11 protein-coding genes are annotated in these 17,929 nt (G+C 61.8%); 4 read left to right on the top strand and 7 right to left on the bottom strand.

Translation table 11 applies throughout. From position 1 onward, the window contains the following. Positions 1–39 precede the first annotated feature (39 nt). Positions 40–930: a lipid kinase YegS gene (gene yegS / locus QUE41_RS18310; protein WP_286340408.1), complete on the bottom strand. Its 891-nt coding sequence runs from the start codon at positions 928–930 to the stop codon at positions 40–42. A 134-nt stretch (positions 931–1,064) separates the two neighbouring features. Beyond that, the gene (locus tag QUE41_RS18305; protein WP_286340407.1) at positions 1,065–3,047 is read right to left on the bottom strand and encodes a TonB-dependent copper receptor; all 1,983 of its coding nucleotides are present in this window, start codon (positions 3,045–3,047) and stop codon (positions 1,065–1,067) included. Between the two features lie 366 nt (positions 3,048–3,413). Here QUE41_RS18305 and QUE41_RS18300 point away from each other — a divergent pair, with 366 nt between their 5' ends. Next, a complete protein-coding gene (locus QUE41_RS18300; protein ID WP_286340406.1) occupies positions 3,414–3,911 on the top strand; it encodes a DUF1842 domain-containing protein in 498 nt (165 codons plus the stop codon). A 60-nt stretch (positions 3,912–3,971) separates the two neighbouring features. Here the strand turns inward: QUE41_RS18300 and QUE41_RS18295 are convergent, their stop codons facing one another. The 4 genes from QUE41_RS18295 to QUE41_RS18280 form a co-directional block, all read right to left on the bottom strand. Further along, positions 3,972–4,487, bottom strand: coding sequence for a hypothetical protein (locus tag QUE41_RS18295; protein ID WP_286340405.1), 516 nt, complete (start codon positions 4,485–4,487; stop codon positions 3,972–3,974). A gap of 4 nt (positions 4,488–4,491) precedes the next feature. Then, positions 4,492–5,601 (bottom strand): GGDEF domain-containing protein, encoded by a 1,110-nt coding sequence (locus QUE41_RS18290; protein WP_286340404.1) that lies wholly within the window; start codon positions 5,599–5,601, stop codon positions 4,492–4,494. 153 nt (positions 5,602–5,754) lie between these two features. After that, positions 5,755–7,704 carry a RecQ family ATP-dependent DNA helicase gene (locus tag QUE41_RS18285; RefSeq protein WP_286340403.1) on the bottom strand — a complete coding sequence of 650 codons (1,950 nt, stop codon included), beginning with the start codon at positions 7,702–7,704 and terminating at the stop codon, positions 5,755–5,757. Between the two features lie 118 nt (positions 7,705–7,822). After that, positions 7,823–9,037 (bottom strand): multifunctional CCA addition/repair protein, encoded by a 1,215-nt coding sequence (locus QUE41_RS18280; RefSeq protein ID WP_286340402.1) that lies wholly within the window; start codon positions 9,035–9,037, stop codon positions 7,823–7,825. A gap of 109 nt (positions 9,038–9,146) precedes the next feature. Between QUE41_RS18280 and QUE41_RS18275 the strand changes: the two genes are divergently transcribed. The 3 genes from QUE41_RS18275 (at position 9,147) to QUE41_RS18265 (ending at position 14,655) form a co-directional block, all read left to right on the top strand. Then, positions 9,147–10,691, top strand: coding sequence for an ExeA family protein (locus tag QUE41_RS18275; protein ID WP_286340401.1), 1,545 nt, complete (start codon positions 9,147–9,149; stop codon positions 10,689–10,691). Next, positions 10,691–11,554, top strand: coding sequence for a general secretion pathway protein GspB (locus tag QUE41_RS18270; protein ID WP_286340400.1), 864 nt, complete (start codon positions 10,691–10,693; stop codon positions 11,552–11,554). The genes QUE41_RS18275 and QUE41_RS18270 overlap by 1 nt, the downstream gene beginning before the upstream one ends. A 224-nt stretch (positions 11,555–11,778) precedes the next feature. Further along, positions 11,779–14,655, top strand: a complete 2,877-nt coding sequence (locus QUE41_RS18265) for a DUF748 domain-containing protein (RefSeq protein WP_286340399.1) — start codon at positions 11,779–11,781, stop codon at positions 14,653–14,655. A 76-nt stretch (positions 14,656–14,731) separates the two neighbouring features. Here the strand turns inward: QUE41_RS18265 and putA are convergent, their stop codons facing one another. Beyond that, entirely contained in the window at positions 14,732–17,902 is a 3,171-nt protein-coding gene (gene putA / locus QUE41_RS18260) for a bifunctional proline dehydrogenase/L-glutamate gamma-semialdehyde dehydrogenase PutA (protein WP_286340398.1), read from the bottom strand. Positions 17,903–17,929: the final 27 nt, after the last annotated feature.

Raw genomic sequence — 17,929 nt, 5'->3', positions numbered from 1 at the left:
GTCACAGACAGGCCGCCTTCGAGAATCCAGGGGAGGGCGCTAGCCGCCACCCACACAGGGGCAGTCCGGTGGCAGCACCAGGTTGATGGCGCCGGGATGGACCTGAAAGCGGATCCGGGAGGCGTGGATCGGTTCGCCATCCAGGTTCATTGGCATTGGATCGTCGGCCTGGTACTCGGCCCAGGGCAATTGCATCCAGGTGACAAAGCGGTTGTCCGGCGCCGGCGACTCCAGCTCCTTCAGAACCTGGGGCAGGTCCTGGGGGGTAAAGGCGGAGAGGCCGACGAAGTCCAGCAGGCCGTCGTCGATGCAGGCCATAGGGGCCAGCGGCTGACCGCCTCCGGCCTGACGGCCATTGCACACCGCCCCCACCAGGATGCGGTTCTCCAGCGGGCCGTTGGGGGTGAGTAGCTGCCCCTCGTAGGGTTCGAATTTTAACGCCTGCAGCAGGCCATTAAGGGTGTAGGCGCCTCCACCAAGGAAGTTCTTCAGGGCCACCGGAGTGGTGGCGGTGACCCGGGCGCCAAAACCGCCGCTGGCGACGTTGATGAAGTAACGTTCGTTGGCACTGGCTACGTCCACCGGCCTAGATTGCCCATCTCGAGCCAGGGCAAGAGCCGCTTCCACCTCCGTGGGAATGGCGCAGGCAGTGGCAAAGTCGTTGGCGGTGCCCAGGGGCAGGATCGCCAGCTGTGGTCTTCGCTCCCTGGGGTGGGCCATCAGCGCCGATACCAGCTCGTTGACCGTACCGTCACCTCCCCCAGCCACCAGCCGGGGGCACCCCTCGTCGATCGCTTCTGTCACCAGCCTGGCGACGTCGTCCCCCTCCCAGGTGACTCGCACCTCGATGGGGCCGTGGTGGCGCAGGGCCAGGATCCCCTGGCGAACCGGATCCTGGTTTGCTTTTTTGCCATTGAGGATAAGACGCATCGGACACTCCCTGATCATGTCGGTGAGTTAACCCAAATGGATGAGGAGGAGTTTGGCGACGTGAACAACTGCAAAAGAACGAGGCCGAGTCATGTTGAGAGGGGTTGGGAGGCCGGGCGGCCTCCCGGATGCGGTCAGAACTGATAGTCCAGCTTGGCCCAAAGGGTGCGACCCGGCTCATTCACCTGGCGGGTGCGCTCTTCCGGCGGAAGCAGGTCGTTGCCGGCACCGCTTTTGCTGATGTGCTCGGCGTAGGCCTTGTCCAGCAGGTTGTCGATGCCCATGCTCAGGGTGAAGTCGTCGGCGAAGCGCCAGGCGCCATTGAGGGAGACCACCCCGAAGCCGGCGGTTTCCCCCAGGTCCTGGCCAACGATGTTACCCTGGCCGACGGCCACTCTGTCCTGCCTGGCCACCAGTCGCCACAGGGCGCCGAAGCTCCAGCTCTCCCGCTCATAGTTGAGGGCCAGCTTGCCCTCCAGGGGAGAGATCTGGCCCAGGGGGCGATCCTCGCTGTCGTTCTCCCCGCGGCTGTACGCCAGGGTGGTGACCCATTGCCAATGGTCGGCGAAGGTCCAGGTCAGTCCGGCCTCGCCGCCCCACAGGGTGGCGTCGATGTTGCGGGCCGATGGCATGCTGTTGTTGTCGATCAGGATGTAATCGCTCAGATCTGCATAGAACAGCGACAGGGACAGCTCGACCGGACCCTGATAGATCCAGCCCAGATCCAGCTGGTCGGTGGTTTCCGGATCCAGCGTCAGGGTCTTGCCTGCCATCATCACCTCCCAGTAGTCGGCGATGCGTTCTGCGTGACCGAAGCCGGCGTACCATTGGTGTTGACCCTGGGTCAGCTCATAACGGGCAAAGCCGGAGAACAGGGTGTCGTCCCGGCTGTTGTCCTTGTTGTCACCCGCCCAGCTGCCGCGCAGGTCGGTGGTCCACTGATCCAGACGGGCGCCAGCCTTGATCACCCCCTGACTCAGCTGATAGTCCGACTCCATGAACAGTCCGATGCTCTGCTGGTTGAACACCTCCTTGAAGGGGGCGGCCTCCAACTGATCCAGGCTCTTGCCGCCGCGCATATCCTGGGTGCTGTCCAGGGCGTCCAGCCCCAGGGTCAGCTGCCAGGGTTCAGTGGGTGCCAACTCCAGCCAGAGGTGGCCGCCATAGGTGGTGCGCCTGGGGTTCATCCCCATGGGCAGGTTGTCCGGATCGCTAATGGGGCGATCGAACTGATCCATGATGTGATCGTTTTCATTGGCGTAGATCTGGAACTCGATGGATTTGGCCCAGTCGCTGTCCAGGTTGCTGCGCATCAGCAGCGACAGGTTCTCGTTGTCTATCTGCCGGGCCTTGTTGGCCCGGTCGGCGTACTCGGCGCTGCCCTGGGAGTAGCCGTAGCTCAGCTCCACCACCTGACCCTGACTCGGGGTCCAGCCAAAGGCGGTGTTGACGCTCTGGCGGTCGTATTCGGACTGCATCATTTCGCCGTTGCCATCTTCATAGTCGTCGCTCTGGGAGCCGTTGATGTCCAGTTGCCAGTAATAGTCCTCGCTGCCGGTAAGCAGCTCCATCAGGTAGTCTTTGCGATCGAAACTGCCGCCGGTGATGCTGGCCCGCCCCTCGGTGCCCGCTTCACTAAGGCCATAGCTGTCCCGGGAGAACACCACGGTGCCGGCACTGCCCACAGGGCCATATTTCACCGTCTGGGGCCCCTTGATCACCCTGACCTCTTCGTAGGTTTCCGGAGAGATGTAGTTGGTGGGGGGATCCATCCGCCCGCCACAGGTGCCCTGCATGTGCTGGCCGTTGTTGACCACGCTGACCCTGGAGCCCGCCATGCCCCGTAAACTGATGTCGCCACCGGAGCCCCCTTTTCGGGTGACGGCAAAGCCCGGAATGGTGCGCAGGTAGCTGGAGCCGTCGAAGGCGGGAATGGGCTGTCTGGGCTTCTTGGGGTCGATGACCACGGTCAGAGGAGACTGCATGGGCTCGGCGGTCACCACGATCACTTCGTCGCAACGGGATTGGTCACAGCTGTTGTCTGCCTCTTGTGCCTGAGCGGGGGCAGAGAGGGTGGCTGCAACGGCTATGGCGCTGGGAAGGAGGGACGCTTTCATGATTATCATCCTGATTTTTTTACTTCTATGGGCTTGTTGCCGCGCATTATTTTCGCTCTGAGCCGAGTTCGGCAATGGCCATGGGGCAAAGTGCGACAATCGGTCGCAGCCGCCGAGGAGTCGTGATTTCTGATGAGGTTTTTTTAGGAGTTTTTATACGCTGGCGCCGTTATTCCACGGCGCCTTATCACCCTGTGGAGGATTCGTCGTTGCAATCCTTGTAGGAAAATGGCGCTCGAGACGGAAGGGCGATCTCTGGTTTTTCCCCAAGACGTGGCGAGGGCAGACAGGCGCTCCTAGACTTGCGAAGCCTGAGGTCAGTGATGGACCTCTGAGATCTACTCAAAGCATACAAAGGATTGAACTATGAGCACTTCCAAAGATATTCAAACCGGCCTGTTTCCCGTTTCCTACCAGATTGCCTTGGGCACCAAGGAGATGCCCATCCTCGGCGGCGCCTCCCTGACCCTGAAGCTGCTGGTGGACACGGTCAACAAGAGTGTGTCCGGTGTGGGCCACATCTTTCAGCCTGTCAGCCCCCCGATCAATGTGGTGTCCCAGTTCACCGGAGAGTGGTCCTACATGTGCACCATGAAGGATTGCCACATTCTGGTGGTGGCGGAAGGGTTCGACATCAGCCCGCTGCTGGTGGGCGGTCACCCCATTGAGCATAAGAACGCCAAACTGAGGATGGTGATGAACGAGGACTGGCAGTCCGGGGTGGCCAACTTCTCCTTCTTTGCCCGTGGTCAGTGGCACGAAGTGGAGGGAGCCCGGGTCGAGCTGGTGAACATCGATGCTCAGCAGAGCAGCAAGAAACTGGTTGAGAAGGCCCAGGAGAAGAAGCCGACCGTGGAAGCTTAACGGCTGACTGGAGAAAGCAAAGCCACCGCCAAGGCGGTGGCTTTTTGATTGCGACTGAACTCAGGAGTTGAGGTGATGCCGGGCGTAGGCCAGAACGTACTCAGTGCCCTCCTCAATACAGGTCAGTTCGTTCTTGGAGATGGTTTCTGCTTCCCCCACCTTTCCCAGTGTATTGATGGGACGGATGGTGATCATTTCATCCAGGTAGCCCAGGGTTTCCCCAAGCAACATCATATCTTCGATGTGGTAGGAGACGATCAATCTGTTGCTGATGATGCGCGCTAGCAGTCGATCAAAGGTTTCAGGGAAGGATTGAAGTTCATCGGACCGTGGAGCGTGGTTTGTTTTTTCGAAGAGCTCTGAATAGAAACGGCTTTGCTCATCGTCGATAAGGTGATGAATGCTCTCAAGTCTGACATGCGCCAAACCGTCAAAGTGAAAGTCTGTGGCCTGATGAATCGTGAGATAATCGGATTGCACACTCATCAGCTCACCAATTAAATGGTCATCTTCACCGATATCAAGATGAATCATTTGGCCTGGCTTTGTGGCTTGCAGCAGCTTGTCGCGGTTCATCATTTTACCCAATGGCTGCAGTGGTCCTGGCGCAGCCCCTTCCCGCTTCTTTGGCGGCGTAGACGCCCCGGTCGGCGGCCTTGATCAAGGCTTCGAAATCCTCTGTCTTCGGTATTTGACTGGCAAAGCCCAGGCTGATGCTGCCCTGCCAGGGCGCACCGCCGGTGGCCACCCTGAGCGCAGCCACCTTGTTCACCAGCTGCTGTGCCAGAATCTGACCACCGGCCAGGTCGGTATTGGGGCAAAGCACCAGGAACTCGTCACCGCCGAGACGGCACACCAGATCATCGGTGCGTACCGCGCCTCTGAGGGTCCTGGCCAGCTCGATGAGCACCTGATCCCCGGCATCGTGTCCATAGGTGTCGTTGACCTGCTTGAAGTAGTCGGCATCCACCAGCATCGCTGTCACCGGCAGTTTTTTCTCTTCTCCCTCTTTCCACAAGGCCTCTAAGGTCTGCATGGCGTGGCGCCGATTGGGCAGCTGGGTCAGGGTGTCGGTGAGGGAGAGCAGCTCAAGATGGCGGTTGGCTTCACTGAGTTCCAGGGTGCGTTTGGCCACCTTCTCTTCCAGAGTCAGGTTGAGTTCCTGCAACTCCTGATTGCGGGCAGAGACCTGTTTAAACAACTGGCCAATGGCGTCGAGCAGGGTGCTGGTGGCCGGGTCCTGGCTGCGCTGCTGTTCGTCGAAGGCGTCGGCTGCCGGGATGCCTGCCTCTATCCGCTCCAACTGGCGGGCCATGTTCTGGTCCTGCCCTAGGATGTGGTATGCGAGCCAGTGGATCAGAAACTCCAGCATGTAACCGGCGGAGGTCTCGGTGTTGACCGATTGCTGCAGTATGGCCACCTCCCGGAGGAAGTGACGATGGTCGTCGATATGGTGCTTCAAATGGCGGCAGTCGATCCCCTGGGCCACCATCAGGGCCTCTTCATCCTGGAAGTGGTCGTGGGCATAATCCGCCAGTTTTTGAATCAGCTCCCGAGCTCGTTGTTCATCGAATCTGTTCTCGGTGAGAAGATTGCCCAATCCATTGATCAGGCTGACCAGCTCCTGGTGCTGGCTGTCTACGCTGTCGAAGCCGGTAACGAAGTTTTTGTTCCAGTTGAAGGATTTCATCCGCGCATTTTATGTGAGTGACAAAGCTTGAAGTCATACTAGCCACTCGGAACAGCAATGCCTATGGCCTATCCGACATAATTCACATTGTTCTCAGCCGGTTAAGTCATAATTTGCGTCGATGATTCATCGACTTAGCTTCATCGGATGAACTTACTCCTGCAGGGCCAACCCTGGGATGATGCTGGTCTGACAGAGTTGAACCAGCACCCGGAAGGGGTGCTCCTCCAGGGCGCCAAAGCCAGCCAGTTGCCTGGCCCTGACCTTGGTCAGCCAGGGGGTAGGCAGGCCGGACAGGAAGCGGGCGGCCAGCTCCGGCGTCAGAGGCTGCTGCAAACTCTGTTGCAGCTTGTCGGCCAGAGGGGAGAGCCAGCGTCGCACTTGTTCCGGATCCGCTTCCGCCAAAGGTTGGGGCTGTGACAGGGTGGCGGTCTCCCCTCGGCAGGCTGAGCAGTGGCCGCAGCGCTCGGGGGCCTGGGGATCGCCAAAATTGGCGGCCAGGGCATGACTCAGGCAGTGGGGTTCCTGCAGCAGCTGCAGCATCTGCTCGATGCGCGCCACCTCCTGCTCCTGCTTGTCGAGGAACTGCTGATGCAGCTGAGCCGCCAGGGGAGCCAGTTCAGGCAGGGGCGTGCGCACCCGGAACACTTCGGTCATCTGCCGGGTTTGCAACTCAACCAACTGTTGTTGGGCCAGGTACTCCAGGGCGGTCATGGCGCGGTTGCGGTCTGAGCCGTATTGAGTGTGGAGGGCATCGAAGTCCGGTTGATACCAGGTGCGGGCTTTGTGACTGTGTTGCAGCAGGGCGCGCAGGAACTGTTGTCGCTCCCCCTCAAACCGGGTGAGCAGGCTGGCTTCTTCGACCAGCAGCTTGAACTTGATCTCGGCAAAGTAGCTGTATTGCGGCTCAATGATTCCCGCCATCTCCAGGTAGACCAGCAGGGTACGCAGGGGCAGCTGGCGGATGTTGCTCAGAGTCGACAGGGAGTTGGGCAGCAGTTCCCACTGGGCCCCTGCGTCGGCCAATGACCGAAGCACTGCCTGGATGCCCGACAGTTCCGGGGTGTCGCCAAAGACGAAGTTTTCCAGCAGGGTGCGGTTACCGGTGTCAGCCAGCAGCAGGCAGTGGGACAGTCCGCCATCCCGGCCAGCACGGCCGATCTCCTGGGAGTAGTTTTCCACCGATTTGGGCAGATCGAAGTGGATGACCCGACGGATATCGGCCTTGTCCACACCCATGCCAAAGGCGATGGTGGCCACCACCACGGGCAATTTGCCCGCCATAAAGGCTTGTTGACAGGCGCTGCGTTTCTCATGGTCCATGCCCGCATGGTATGCCCGGGCGCTGACCCCTTGTTGAGTCAGCCATTGGGCCAGTTCATCGGCACTGGCCTGTTGGGTCACATACACAATGGTGGGCGCCTCGGGCTCCCCGGCCAGGGCCTGCAGCAAAGCGCTGCGCTTATGGCCGCCGCTCACTCCCCTCACCGTCAGATCCAGGTTGGGGCGATAGAAGCCGGTGGTTTCCACCCCGGTTTCGGGGATCTCAAATCGGGCACACATGTCCTCGATGACTCTGGGGGTGGCCGTGGCGGTGAGCAGCAATACCTGGGGGATCTTGAGCCAGCGCCGATAGTGGGGCAGCTTCAGGTAATCGGGCCGAAAGTTATGACCCCACTCGGAGATGCAGTGGGCTTCATCCACCACCAGCATCGACAGGGGAACCTGGCTGATAAACCGGCGGAAGCGCTCATTCTTCAGGCGTTCTACCGATACCATCAGGATCTTCAGTTCCCCACGCTGAGCCTGCTGCATCACTTCCCGGCTCTCTTCGAAGCTCTGGCTGGAGTCGATGGCGGCGGCCGGAATGCCCCGGCGGCGCAGAAACGCCAGCTGATCCTGCATCAGGGCCAGCAGCGGCGAGATCACCAGGGTCAGGTGGGGCAGGGTCAGGGCGGGCAGCTGGTAACACAGGGATTTGCCTGAGCCCGTGGGGAAGATCGCCACGGCGCTGTCACCCGCCATCAGTCGCTGAATCACCGGCTCCTGACCGGGGCGAAATTCATCAAATCCAAAGTGTTGTTTGAGCAGCTGCCTGGGCATTGAGGGCTCCTGGTTGGCCGGGGTCTTTCCAGTCTACGTCAGTGATCTGGGAGGATGGGGCGATTTCAGCCCGGGCGTTGGTCACCCCGGGCGAAGTTCTTACATCATGCCGAGACGATCATCGGGCATCGGCGAGTGCCTGTGTTCGTCTTCGGGTCAGCTCCGTTTTTATGGCCCCGCCCTTGAAGCCGGCCTGGACAATGGGCTTCACCTCAATCTGGTTGGCCAGGGAGAGGGCCTGCCGCAGCCAGGCCGCCTGGGGGTATGGCCGTTGCTCCAGGCCCATCCTGCCCTGGGCGTCCGCCTGACACACCAGGATGAACTGTTCAAACCGCTCTGGCTTGCGCCAGGCATCGACGCCATCGAACAGCTTCAGCAGGGTGGTGGGTTTCAGCTCCAGGGCCCGGTGACCGTGCAGATGCCACCGGCAACCGATCTCCGCCAGCTCTCTGGGGGCGTTGGGCACCTTGAGACGCTGGCACAGATCCGCCAGGGGCGCCAGGCCCCGGGTTTCGTGAGCGATATGCCTGGGCCACTCATGCTGGGGAGTCAGTGCCTTGCCCAAATCATGGGTCAGGGCGGCGAAGCGCACTGCCACCGAGTCGGACAGTTCGCTGGCGCGTTTGAGCACCATCAGGGTGTGAACCAGGGAGTCGATTTCCGGGTGATGGGCCTCGGGCTGGGGCACTCCGTCCAGGGCAGCCAGTTCAGGCATCAGCACCGAAAGGGCGCCGCAGCGATGCAGTACCTCGAAGAACACCCAGGGGCAGGGGCCCGCCAGGGCACGCTCGGCTTCACTCCATACCCGCTCAGGAGTCAGGTGGGACAGCTCTCCGGAGTCGGCGAGTTCGGCCATCAGAGCCAGGGTGTCTTCGGCGACGGTAAAGCCCTGGGGGTGGAAGCGAGCGGCAAAACGGGCCACCCGCAGCACCCGCAATGGATCCTCCACAAAGGCGGGGGAGACATGGCGCAGCACTCTGGCGTCCAGATCCTTCTGGCCCTGGTAGGGGTCGTGCAATTGACCCTGGCTGTCCATGGCGATGGCATTGACCGTCAGATCGCGGCGCAGCAGGTCCTGCTCCAGGGTCACTTCCGGGTCGGAGCAGACCTCGAACCCGGTGTAACCATGGCCGGCCTTGGTCTCGGTGCGGGCCAGGGCGTACTCCTCATGGGTCTGGGGATGCAGAAAGACCGGGAAGCTCTTGCCTACGCTCTGGTAGCCTAACGCCAGCATCTGTTCCGGGGTCGCCCCGACAACCAGATGATCCCTGTCCTTTACTTCCAGCCCCAACAGCTGGTCGCGCACCGCGCCGCCTACCAGGTAGATCTCCACCTTTTTCTCCTAAAAATCGCTGTTTCGTCATTATATGGCCTGGTGGCTTTGACAAGCCAGATGACACCCCTTACCTTGGGCGAATTCGACCAAGAACCGCGCAAAAGCTATGTATAAGGGATTTTATGGGCTAGCGGAGAGCCCCTTCTCCATCGCCCCCAACCCAGCCTTCCTGTTTCTCAGCGGCCGACATCGTGAGGCCCTGGCTCACCTGACCTATGGTCTGGGGGAGAATGGCGGCTTCGTGCTGCTGACCGGAGAGGTGGGAACCGGCAAGACCACAGTGTCCCGCAGCCTGCTCAAGCAACTGCCGGACAACACCGATACCGCCTTTATCCTCAATCCGGCTCTGACGGAGCTGGAGCTGTTGGCGACCCTGTGCGATGAGCTGAAGATCCCCTATGACCCAGACCCGACGCTCAAGCAACTGACCGACAAGATCAGCGCCTTCCTGCTGGCCAACCATAAGGCGGGCCGCAATACGGTGATGATCATCGATGAGGCCCAGCACCTCAAGCCTGAGGTGCTGGAACAGCTGCGGCTGCTGACCAACCTGGAGACCGACACCCGCAAGCTGTTGCAGGTGATCCTTATCGGTCAGCCAGAGCTGCAGGAGTTGCTGCAGCGTCGCGAGCTGCGCCAGTTGGCTCAACGCATTACCGCCCGCTATCACCTCCTGCCTCTGACTAAGGAGGAGGTGTCTCACTATGTGCAGCACCGCCTGCAGGTGGCGGGCCGGGCTCAGCCCCTGTTCAAGTCCGGTGCCATCAAGGCTCTGCATCAGTACAGTGGCGGGGTGCCCCGGGTGATCAACCTGTTGTGTGAGCGGGCCCTGATGGGGGGCTACGCCCACCAGAAGATCTATCTGGGTCGCCGCGAGGTGGAATCCGCCGCCGCTGAGGTGCTGGGCATCAAGGCCAAAGCCAAGGGGCGCTGGCCCTGGCTGGCGGGTACCCTGACCGCCGGCATCGCCGCTGCAGCCGTGGTCTACGTCCTGGCGCCTAAGCCGGAGTCTGCGCCTCAAGCCCAGGTCCAGCCTTCGGCTCCTGTCCCTCAGCTGAGCCGCTTCGCCGATGATCTGCAGGCCTATCAGGCTCTGCTTCACCACTGGCAGCAACCTGTGCCGGCGACCGCACCTTGTGAGTTTGCCCAGTCCCGGGGCCTGGCCTGCCTGGATGGGGTCAGCAGCTGGCAGCAGCTGCTGGAGATGGACTATCCGGCGGTGGTCAGCCTGCGCGGCGATGACGGTTCCCTCTTCTACGGTGCCCTGCTCAATAGCGGCAATGATGGCAATGCACCTCTGACCCTGCAGTTTGGTGATCAGTGGATTTCCGCGAGTAAGTCTTGGTTTATCAGTCATTTTGATGGCCACTACAGCCTGATTTGGCGGCCCTCCGGCCAACTGCCAAGGCTGGTGGGGGAGGGCAGTCCTCAGGGGCAGGTGCAATGGCTGGAGAATACCCTAAGCCGGTTGCAGCAGCGCCCGGCCCGAATGCTCGGCAGCTATGACCTGGAGCTGAAACAGCAGGTGATGAGTTTCCAGCGCCGCTTTGGCCTGGAGGTGGATGGTATCGCCGGACGACAAACCCTTGAGCTGCTCAGCCTGATGAGCAGTGAACAGGGCCCCAGACTCAGCCAGGGAGGAGACGCCTGATGTCTTATCTGTTGGATGCGGTAGGCCGCGAGAAGCAGCAGCAGGGTCAACTGGACCCTGCCATGGCGGCGCCCCTGGCCCCGAAACGCGCTTTGCCCTGGCACTATGGCTGGCCGCTGATTGGCACCGCCATGGGGGTAGGCCTGGGCCTGCTGGCGGTGAGCTTTCAGCCTCAGCCCGAACCTGAGATTGTCACTGAGCTCCCAGAGCTTCAGCTGGTCAGGCAGGTGGTGATGCCCATTCCGGTGGCCTGGGAGCAACCTGCCCAGGTGGCGGAGCCTGAGCCCCAGTACGTGTATAAGCCTCAGAATGACCAGATTGAGCCCGAGATGACCGATGCCGAGTTCAAGGCCGAGGTGCTTACCCAGGATCATCTGCAGGTGGAGGCAGCGACAGCTTCTGCCGGTTCTCAGCCTCAGGTCGCTACTCAGGCGCCCAAGGCGGCCCCGGAGGCGGCCGAGCCCGCCAATGCCAAGTTGTTGGCGGCCTTCGAGCGTGCAGTGGCCGACCTTGAGTTGGACCCTGAGGTGAGCGCCGAGCCGGAACCGGCGCCCGAGCCCGAGCCCGAGGTCAGCGCCGAGTCCCTGCTCAACCCCCAGGCCAGTGAGCCTGTGGCTTCCGCCGAGGTGCCCAAGCTGGGCAGCCTGCCCTGGAACTTCCAGAAGCGGTTGCCTGACATCAACATCACCGCCCATGTCTACTCTTCGGAAGTGGAGAGCCGCTGGCTTAGGGCCAACGGTCGTGAGCTGCAGGAGGGAGACAGCGTGGCCCCCGGGGTGATGCTGCGCGAGATCCGGCCTAACGAGGTGATTCTGGAGATGTCCGGCCAGGCGTTCAGCGTCCCCGCCCTGGGTCAACTCTGACTCTCTGTCGCCTCGCGGCAACAGGGCGCGGCATTGTCCGGTCGGGGAGTGCCGTGCCCCCCTTTATCTTCACATGTTAAAACAGCAGGTTGGGCCAGTTATTCCTGATATACTGGGCCACACTTACTGTATCTTGCCTCCGCGTCATCCGGCGGGAGTGTCTATGATTATTGCGTTCGCTGTCTCTCGGGGAGAGTCACTTAAAGCCCGGAGTAGGGAGTCCCGTGAATATCAAAACCCTATGGAGTAACCCCTGGATTCGCCGGGGCGGCTGGGGCCTGCTGGTCCTGCTCATCTATCTTCTGCTCACCGGCTGGGGCCTGCCCCGGCTGATTCAGAGCCAGGCTCCCAAGTGGGTGGCCGACAACCTCAATGGCCAACTCACCCTGGAAAAGGTGGCGTTCCACCCCTTTGCCTGGCGACTGCAGATCGACGGTGTCCGTCTCGATGGTGACGACGGCGAGCCTGTGCTGGGTCTGCAGCAGCTGATCCTGGACCTCGACCCCCTTCACTCGCTGTTCACCCTGAGTGGCCGCATCAAAACCCTCTCTCTGCAGGGCCCCGAGCTGGCGGTCAGAGAGCTGGGGCAGGGTCGCAGCAACCTGGGTGTCCTGCTCAAGCCCCTGACGGAATCCAGCCCCTCACCGGAGGCCGAACCTCAGGAGCCCACGGTTCCACAGCTGTACATCGCCGATCTCAATCTGGAGAGTGGTGTGGTGAGCTACCGGCGTCCCGATGGGGCCAGTACCCGATTTACCGATCTGGAGCTCGATGCCCAGAACCTGGCCCTGGCGGGGGCAGACAACAAGATGGCTCTGGCGTTGTCCGGTTCAGGTGGGGGGCGCCTGCTGGTGGAGGCCACGGCATCCCTGGCCCCTGCGGACATTCAGATGGAGCTGACTCTGGATGACCTGGATCTGACCCGCTACTGGCCCTTCATCAAAGACCTGTTCCGTTTCCAGCTGGATCAGGGACGACTGGATCTGCACACCGGGCTGAGATTTCAGCGCGTGGGCAACGATTCATCGCTGACGCTGAATGACGGCACCATTGAGCTGTCCGGTCTGAATCTCTCCAGCGACCAGGGGCCGCTGCTGACCCTGGCGAAAACCCGGGTGGCGGGGATCAGCCTGGACCTGAATGAGCGCTCTGTGTCGGTGGCCAAGCTGGCCCTGGAACAGGGGCAGATCCTGGGTGTGAACAGCGAACAAGGGCTGGACTGGGCGACCCTGTTCCAGCCGGTGATCGCCGAGGACACTGATGCTCAGCCTGACCCAGCTTCCAACGGCGATGAGCCGGAAGAGCCCTGGCGGGTCACTCTGGCGGGAACCAGTGTTGAGCAGTTCCGCCTGACCCTGGAGGATCGGCTCCCCAGAGAGGCGACAACCTGGATCCTGGATCTGGATCGGGTGACCGTCGGCCCGGCCTCAAACGATCTGAGCCAGCCCATCGCCCTCGAGGTGCTCAGCCGCATCAACGACGATGCAGCCTTCAGTGCCAAAGGTGAGCTGGTGCCACAGACCCTCAATGCCCAGTTCGAGCTGAATCTGGAGCGTTTCCCTCTGACTGCGACCATTCCCTATTGGCAGGACCTGGTGCCGCTGAAGATGACCTCAGGCAGCCTGAGCTGCGTTGGTACCCTGACTCTGGCCGGGGTCGAACCACTGGATCTGAGCTACGACGGCCAGTTGGCGGTTCAAGAGCTGGTGACTCAGGACCCGGCTCAGGGCAGGGACTTCGTGAAATGGCAGCAGCTTGATGTCAACAGCCTGAAGGTGGGCACCGCCCCCCTGTCGGTGGCGCTGGATACCGTTGCCGTCACTCAGCCTTACGCGCGGGTGATCATCGATGAGGATGGCAGCACCAACATTCAGCAGTTGCTGGGGGCCGAGAGTCAGCCCCAGGGGGCAGACGCCGCTGCCGAGGCCGAAGATGGCGGGGCATCTGAGCCGCTGCAGCTCAGCATCAACCGCATCGAGCTGAGCGACGGCGGCGCCTTCTTTGCCGACAACAGCCTGACCCCGAAGTTTGCCACTGGCATTGAGACCCTGGCGGGCAGCATCAGTGGGCTCAGCTCCAAGCCAGACTCCCGTGCCAAGGTGGACATTCAGGGCCAGGTCGACCGCTATGCGCCGGTGAGCCTCACCGGCGAGCTACAGCCCCTGGCGGCAGAGAGCTACCTGGATATGGCGCTCACCTTCGATAATGTGGATTTGACGTCGCTGAATGCCTATTCCGGCACCTATGCCGGCTACTTCATCGATCAGGGCCAGCTGGATCTCTACCTCAACTACAAGCTGGACAAGCGTAAAATGGTGGGCAGCAACCGGGCGGTGGTGGACAAACTGAAGCTGGGTAAGCGCAGTGATTCAGACAAGGCCACCAGTCTGCCAGTCGCCCTGGCGGTGGCCCTGTTGCAGGACAGCAATGGCGTCATCGATCTGGGTCTGGAGGTGCAGGGGGATGTGGACGACCCTGAGTTTGCCATCGGCCCCCTGGTGGGCAAGGCGCTGTTCAATGCCATCACCAAGGTGGTGACCTCGCCCTTTACCCTGCTGGGCTCTTTGCTGGGCGGGGAGGAGCCAGCCTCAGAGGTGCTGTTCGAGCCTGGTGTCGCCTCGGTGTCCCCCGGTGCTCAGGCGCAGCTCAAGCGTCTGGCGGATGGCTTGTCACAACGTCCTGGTCTCAGCCTGTCGGTCCAGGGGGCAGTGTCCGTCGGCGCGGATCGCAGTGCCCTGGCCTCAAAGGCACTCTCCGCCGAACTGGGCTTTGACGCCACTCCGGAGCAGGGGCTGACCCCGGAACAGCAGACGCTGCTGGTCAGCGCCTATGAACGGCGCTTTGGCGTGGGATCCGCCCCGCCGCCCCCTGAGGGCCAGCCGCCTCAGGCCTGGCAGCAGGGGCTGTATAACCAGTTGCTGGAGAGGGTTAATCTGCCCCTGGATGCCCTGCCGGAGCTGGCGGCCAGCCGGGCTCAGGCCGTCAAGCAGGTGCTGATCGCCCAGTTCGGCATCGGTGCCGAGCGGGTGTTCATCCAGGAGAGCCGGGTGGAGCTGAATCAAAGCGGCCCCAAGGTGGTGATGTCCCTGGAAGCACTCTAGTGCAGCCTGGCTTAACGTCAGAAACAGACAGGCCGCCCAGTGGGCGGCCTGTTTTTTTGGCGGTCTTCTCGCTGATTTAGCCGTCGCCCAGTGACAGCAGGGTGGCATTGCCGCCGATGGCGGTGATGTTGTTGCTGCGGGTCTTCTCGGTGACAAACCGGGTCAGGTAGTGGGGACCGCCCGCCTTGGGGCCGGTACCGGAGAGGCCCTGGCCACCGAAGGGCTGAACGCCCACCACGGCGCCAATCTGGTTGCGGTTGATGTAGGCGTTGCCCACATTCACCTTGTCAGCGACCTTCAGTGCGTGGGATTCGTTGCGGCTGTGGATTCCCAGGGTCAGGCCGAAACCGGTGCTGTTGATCTCCTCGATCACCTTCTCCAGATCGCTGGTCTTGTAGCGAATCAGGTGGAGGATGGGGCCGAAATGTTCCTTCTCCAGCTGACCGATATGGCGGATCTCCACTGCGGTCGGTTGAACGAAGGTGCCGTCCAGACACTCCTCGGACAGAGGAGCCTGGAAGATCAGCTTGCCCTCCTTGGAGATGCGGTCGATGTGAGCCAGCAGGTTGGTCTGAGCGGCCTCATCGATCACCGGGCCCAGGTCGGTCATGTGGCGGGCGGGGTTGCCTACATGCAGCTCGGCCATGGCACCCTTGAGCAGATCGATCACCTTGTCGGCGATGTCGTCCTGGACGTAGAGCACCCGCAGAGCGGAACAGCGCTGACCGGCACTGGCAAAGGCGGATTGCACCACGTCCTTGACCACCTGCTCAGGCAGAGAGGTGGAGTCTACCACCATGGCATTCTGGCCACCGGTTTCCGCCACCAGAGGCACGATGGCCCCTTCGCGGCCAGCCAGGGCGCGGTTGATCACCTTGGCGGTCTGGGTGGAGCCGGTAAAGCAGACGCCGCCGATGCGGTCATCGCCGGTCAGGCTGCCGCCCACCAGGGCACCGGTGCCCGGCAGCAGGGCCAGAACATCGCCGGGAACGCCCGCTTCGTGCGCCAGCTGAACGGCGCGATAGGCCACCAGGCTGGTTTGTTCTGCTGGCTTGGCAATCACGGTATTGCCGGTGACCAGGGCGGCCACCACCTGACCGAGGAAGATCGCCAGGGGGAAGTTCCAGGGGCTGATGCACAGGAAGGTGCCACGGCCCTGAACAAAGAGCTCGTTCAACTCGCCGGTGGGGCCGGGGAGCACCGTGGCTTCGCCCTGCATCTTGCGGGCCTGGACGGCGTAGTAACGACAGAAGTCCACCGCTTCACGGATCTCGTCGATGCCATCCTGCAAGGTTTTGCCCGCTTCGCGGGTACACAGGGCGATCAACTCCTCTCTGTGGCTCTCCAGCAGGTCCGCCAGCTTCTCCACTGCCCGGGCCCGTACGTCGACATCTTCGCGGTTCCAGGCGGGGAAGGCGGCATTGGTGACCTTGACCGCCTGCTCGATGGTGGCGGCGTCGGCGAAGTGCACCTGACCGACGGTCTGGCCGCGATCCTGAGGGCTGGTGATGGCAAGGGCATCGCCACATTTGATGGTCTCGCCGCCAATCAGCGGGGCTGCCTGCCATTGGTGGGTCTTGAAGCCATCCAGCTTGGCAAAGAAGGTGCGGGACTCGGCGGCGATGTTCATGTTGATTCCTTTCGAATTTTTGCGCTCGCTGCCGAAGATCGCTTCCGGCAGGACAATCTTGTGGTTATGCAGGGTGGGGCAGGCCTTCAGCGTGGTCAGCGGGTGGGCGATCAGGCTGCTGACCGGGGTATTGGGATCCACCAGCTTGTGAACGAACGAGGTGTTGGCACCGTTCTCCAGCAGTCGCCGTACCAGATAGGGCAGCAGGTCCTCATGGGCGCCCACGGGGGCATAGATGCGCACTCTGGGGTGGTGTTGGGTGATCACCGGGTCGTACAGCTCTTGTCCCATGCCGTGCAGGCGCTGGAACTCAAACTCCCGCTCGCCGGCCATGTCCAGCACCGCGGCCACGGTGTGGGCGTTGTGGCTGGCGAACTGAGGGTAGATGTTGCCCTTGGTCAAGTCGGACAGCAGGTAGCGGGCACAGGCCAGATAGGAGACATCGGTGGCGGCCTTGCGGGTGAACACCGGGTAGTTGGCGACCCCCAGTTGCTGACAGTGTTTGATCTCCGTATCCCAGTAGGCGCCCTTTACCAGGCGAATGGGGATGCGGTCGCCCTGCTCAGAGGCCAGGGCGTTGAGCCAGCACAGCACCGGCAGGGCGGTTTTGGCGTAGGCCTGGACCACCACGCCGAAGTTGCCCCAGCCGCGGTTGGCGTTGCTGCGGTAGAGCTTCTCAAACAGGGTGAGGTAGAGTTCCAGCCTGTCCGCTTCCTCTGCGTCCAGGGTGATGCCCACATTCAGCTGGCGGCCCTGGGTGATCAGCTTGATCATGGTGTCGTGCAGCTCCTCCAGCACCCGAGCCTCATTGGCGACGTCATACTTGGGGTGGATGGCAGACAGCTTCACCGAGATGGAGGGCAGGGGCGCGTCGCTGTGTTTGGAGCGGTGGTTGCCCAGGGTATTGATCGCTTGACTGTACTCCTGGAAGTGGCGCTCGGCGTCGCCCTGGGTCAGGGCGCCTTCACCCAGCATGTCATAGGAGTGGGTGTAGCCCATGCCCCGGTTGTCTTCGGAGTTGGCCAACGCCTCGTTCATGGAGCGGCCCAGGACGAACTGCTTGCCCATGATCTTCATGGCGGTATACATCGCCTTGCGGATGATGGGTTCGCCCACTCGATTGACCAGGCGGGCCAGCAGGTTGTTGGGGTTGCCGTCGAGGGTCCTGTCCAGGGTGACTACCTTACCGGTGAGCATCAGGCCCCAGGTGGAGGCGTTCACCAACACCGAGTCGGATCCCTTGAGGTGACTGGCCCAGTCGGCGCCGGAGAGCTTGTCTTCGATGAGGGCGTCGGCGGTGGCGGCATCTGGGATGCGCAGCAGGGCCTCCGCCAAGCACATCAGGATGATCCCTTCCTGAGTATCCAGGCTGTATTGCTGCAGGAAGGCATCGATGCCCACTGACAGCCCCTTCTTCTCGACGCTGCGCACTTCGTGCACCAGACGCTCGGCTCGTTCAGTGATGCGGTCGATGGTGGCCTGGTCTTGCGGAACCAGTTGCAGCAGTTCGCTGATGTAGTCGGACTCATCCGCACCGTGATTGACGCTGATCGCCTCTCTCAGGCTGGTCAGGTCAGTGGGTACTCCATTAGCCAGTACTTGGCTTGCTTTAAACATCGCGTGTCCCTCGTAATCCATGGGGCG

It is taken from the genome of Ferrimonas sp. YFM, from assembly GCF_030296015.1.
Lineage (GTDB): Bacteria > Pseudomonadota > Gammaproteobacteria > Enterobacterales > Shewanellaceae > Ferrimonas.
Note: the sequence above shows the minus strand (reverse complement) of the source record. Positions and strands in the feature narration are given on the sequence as shown.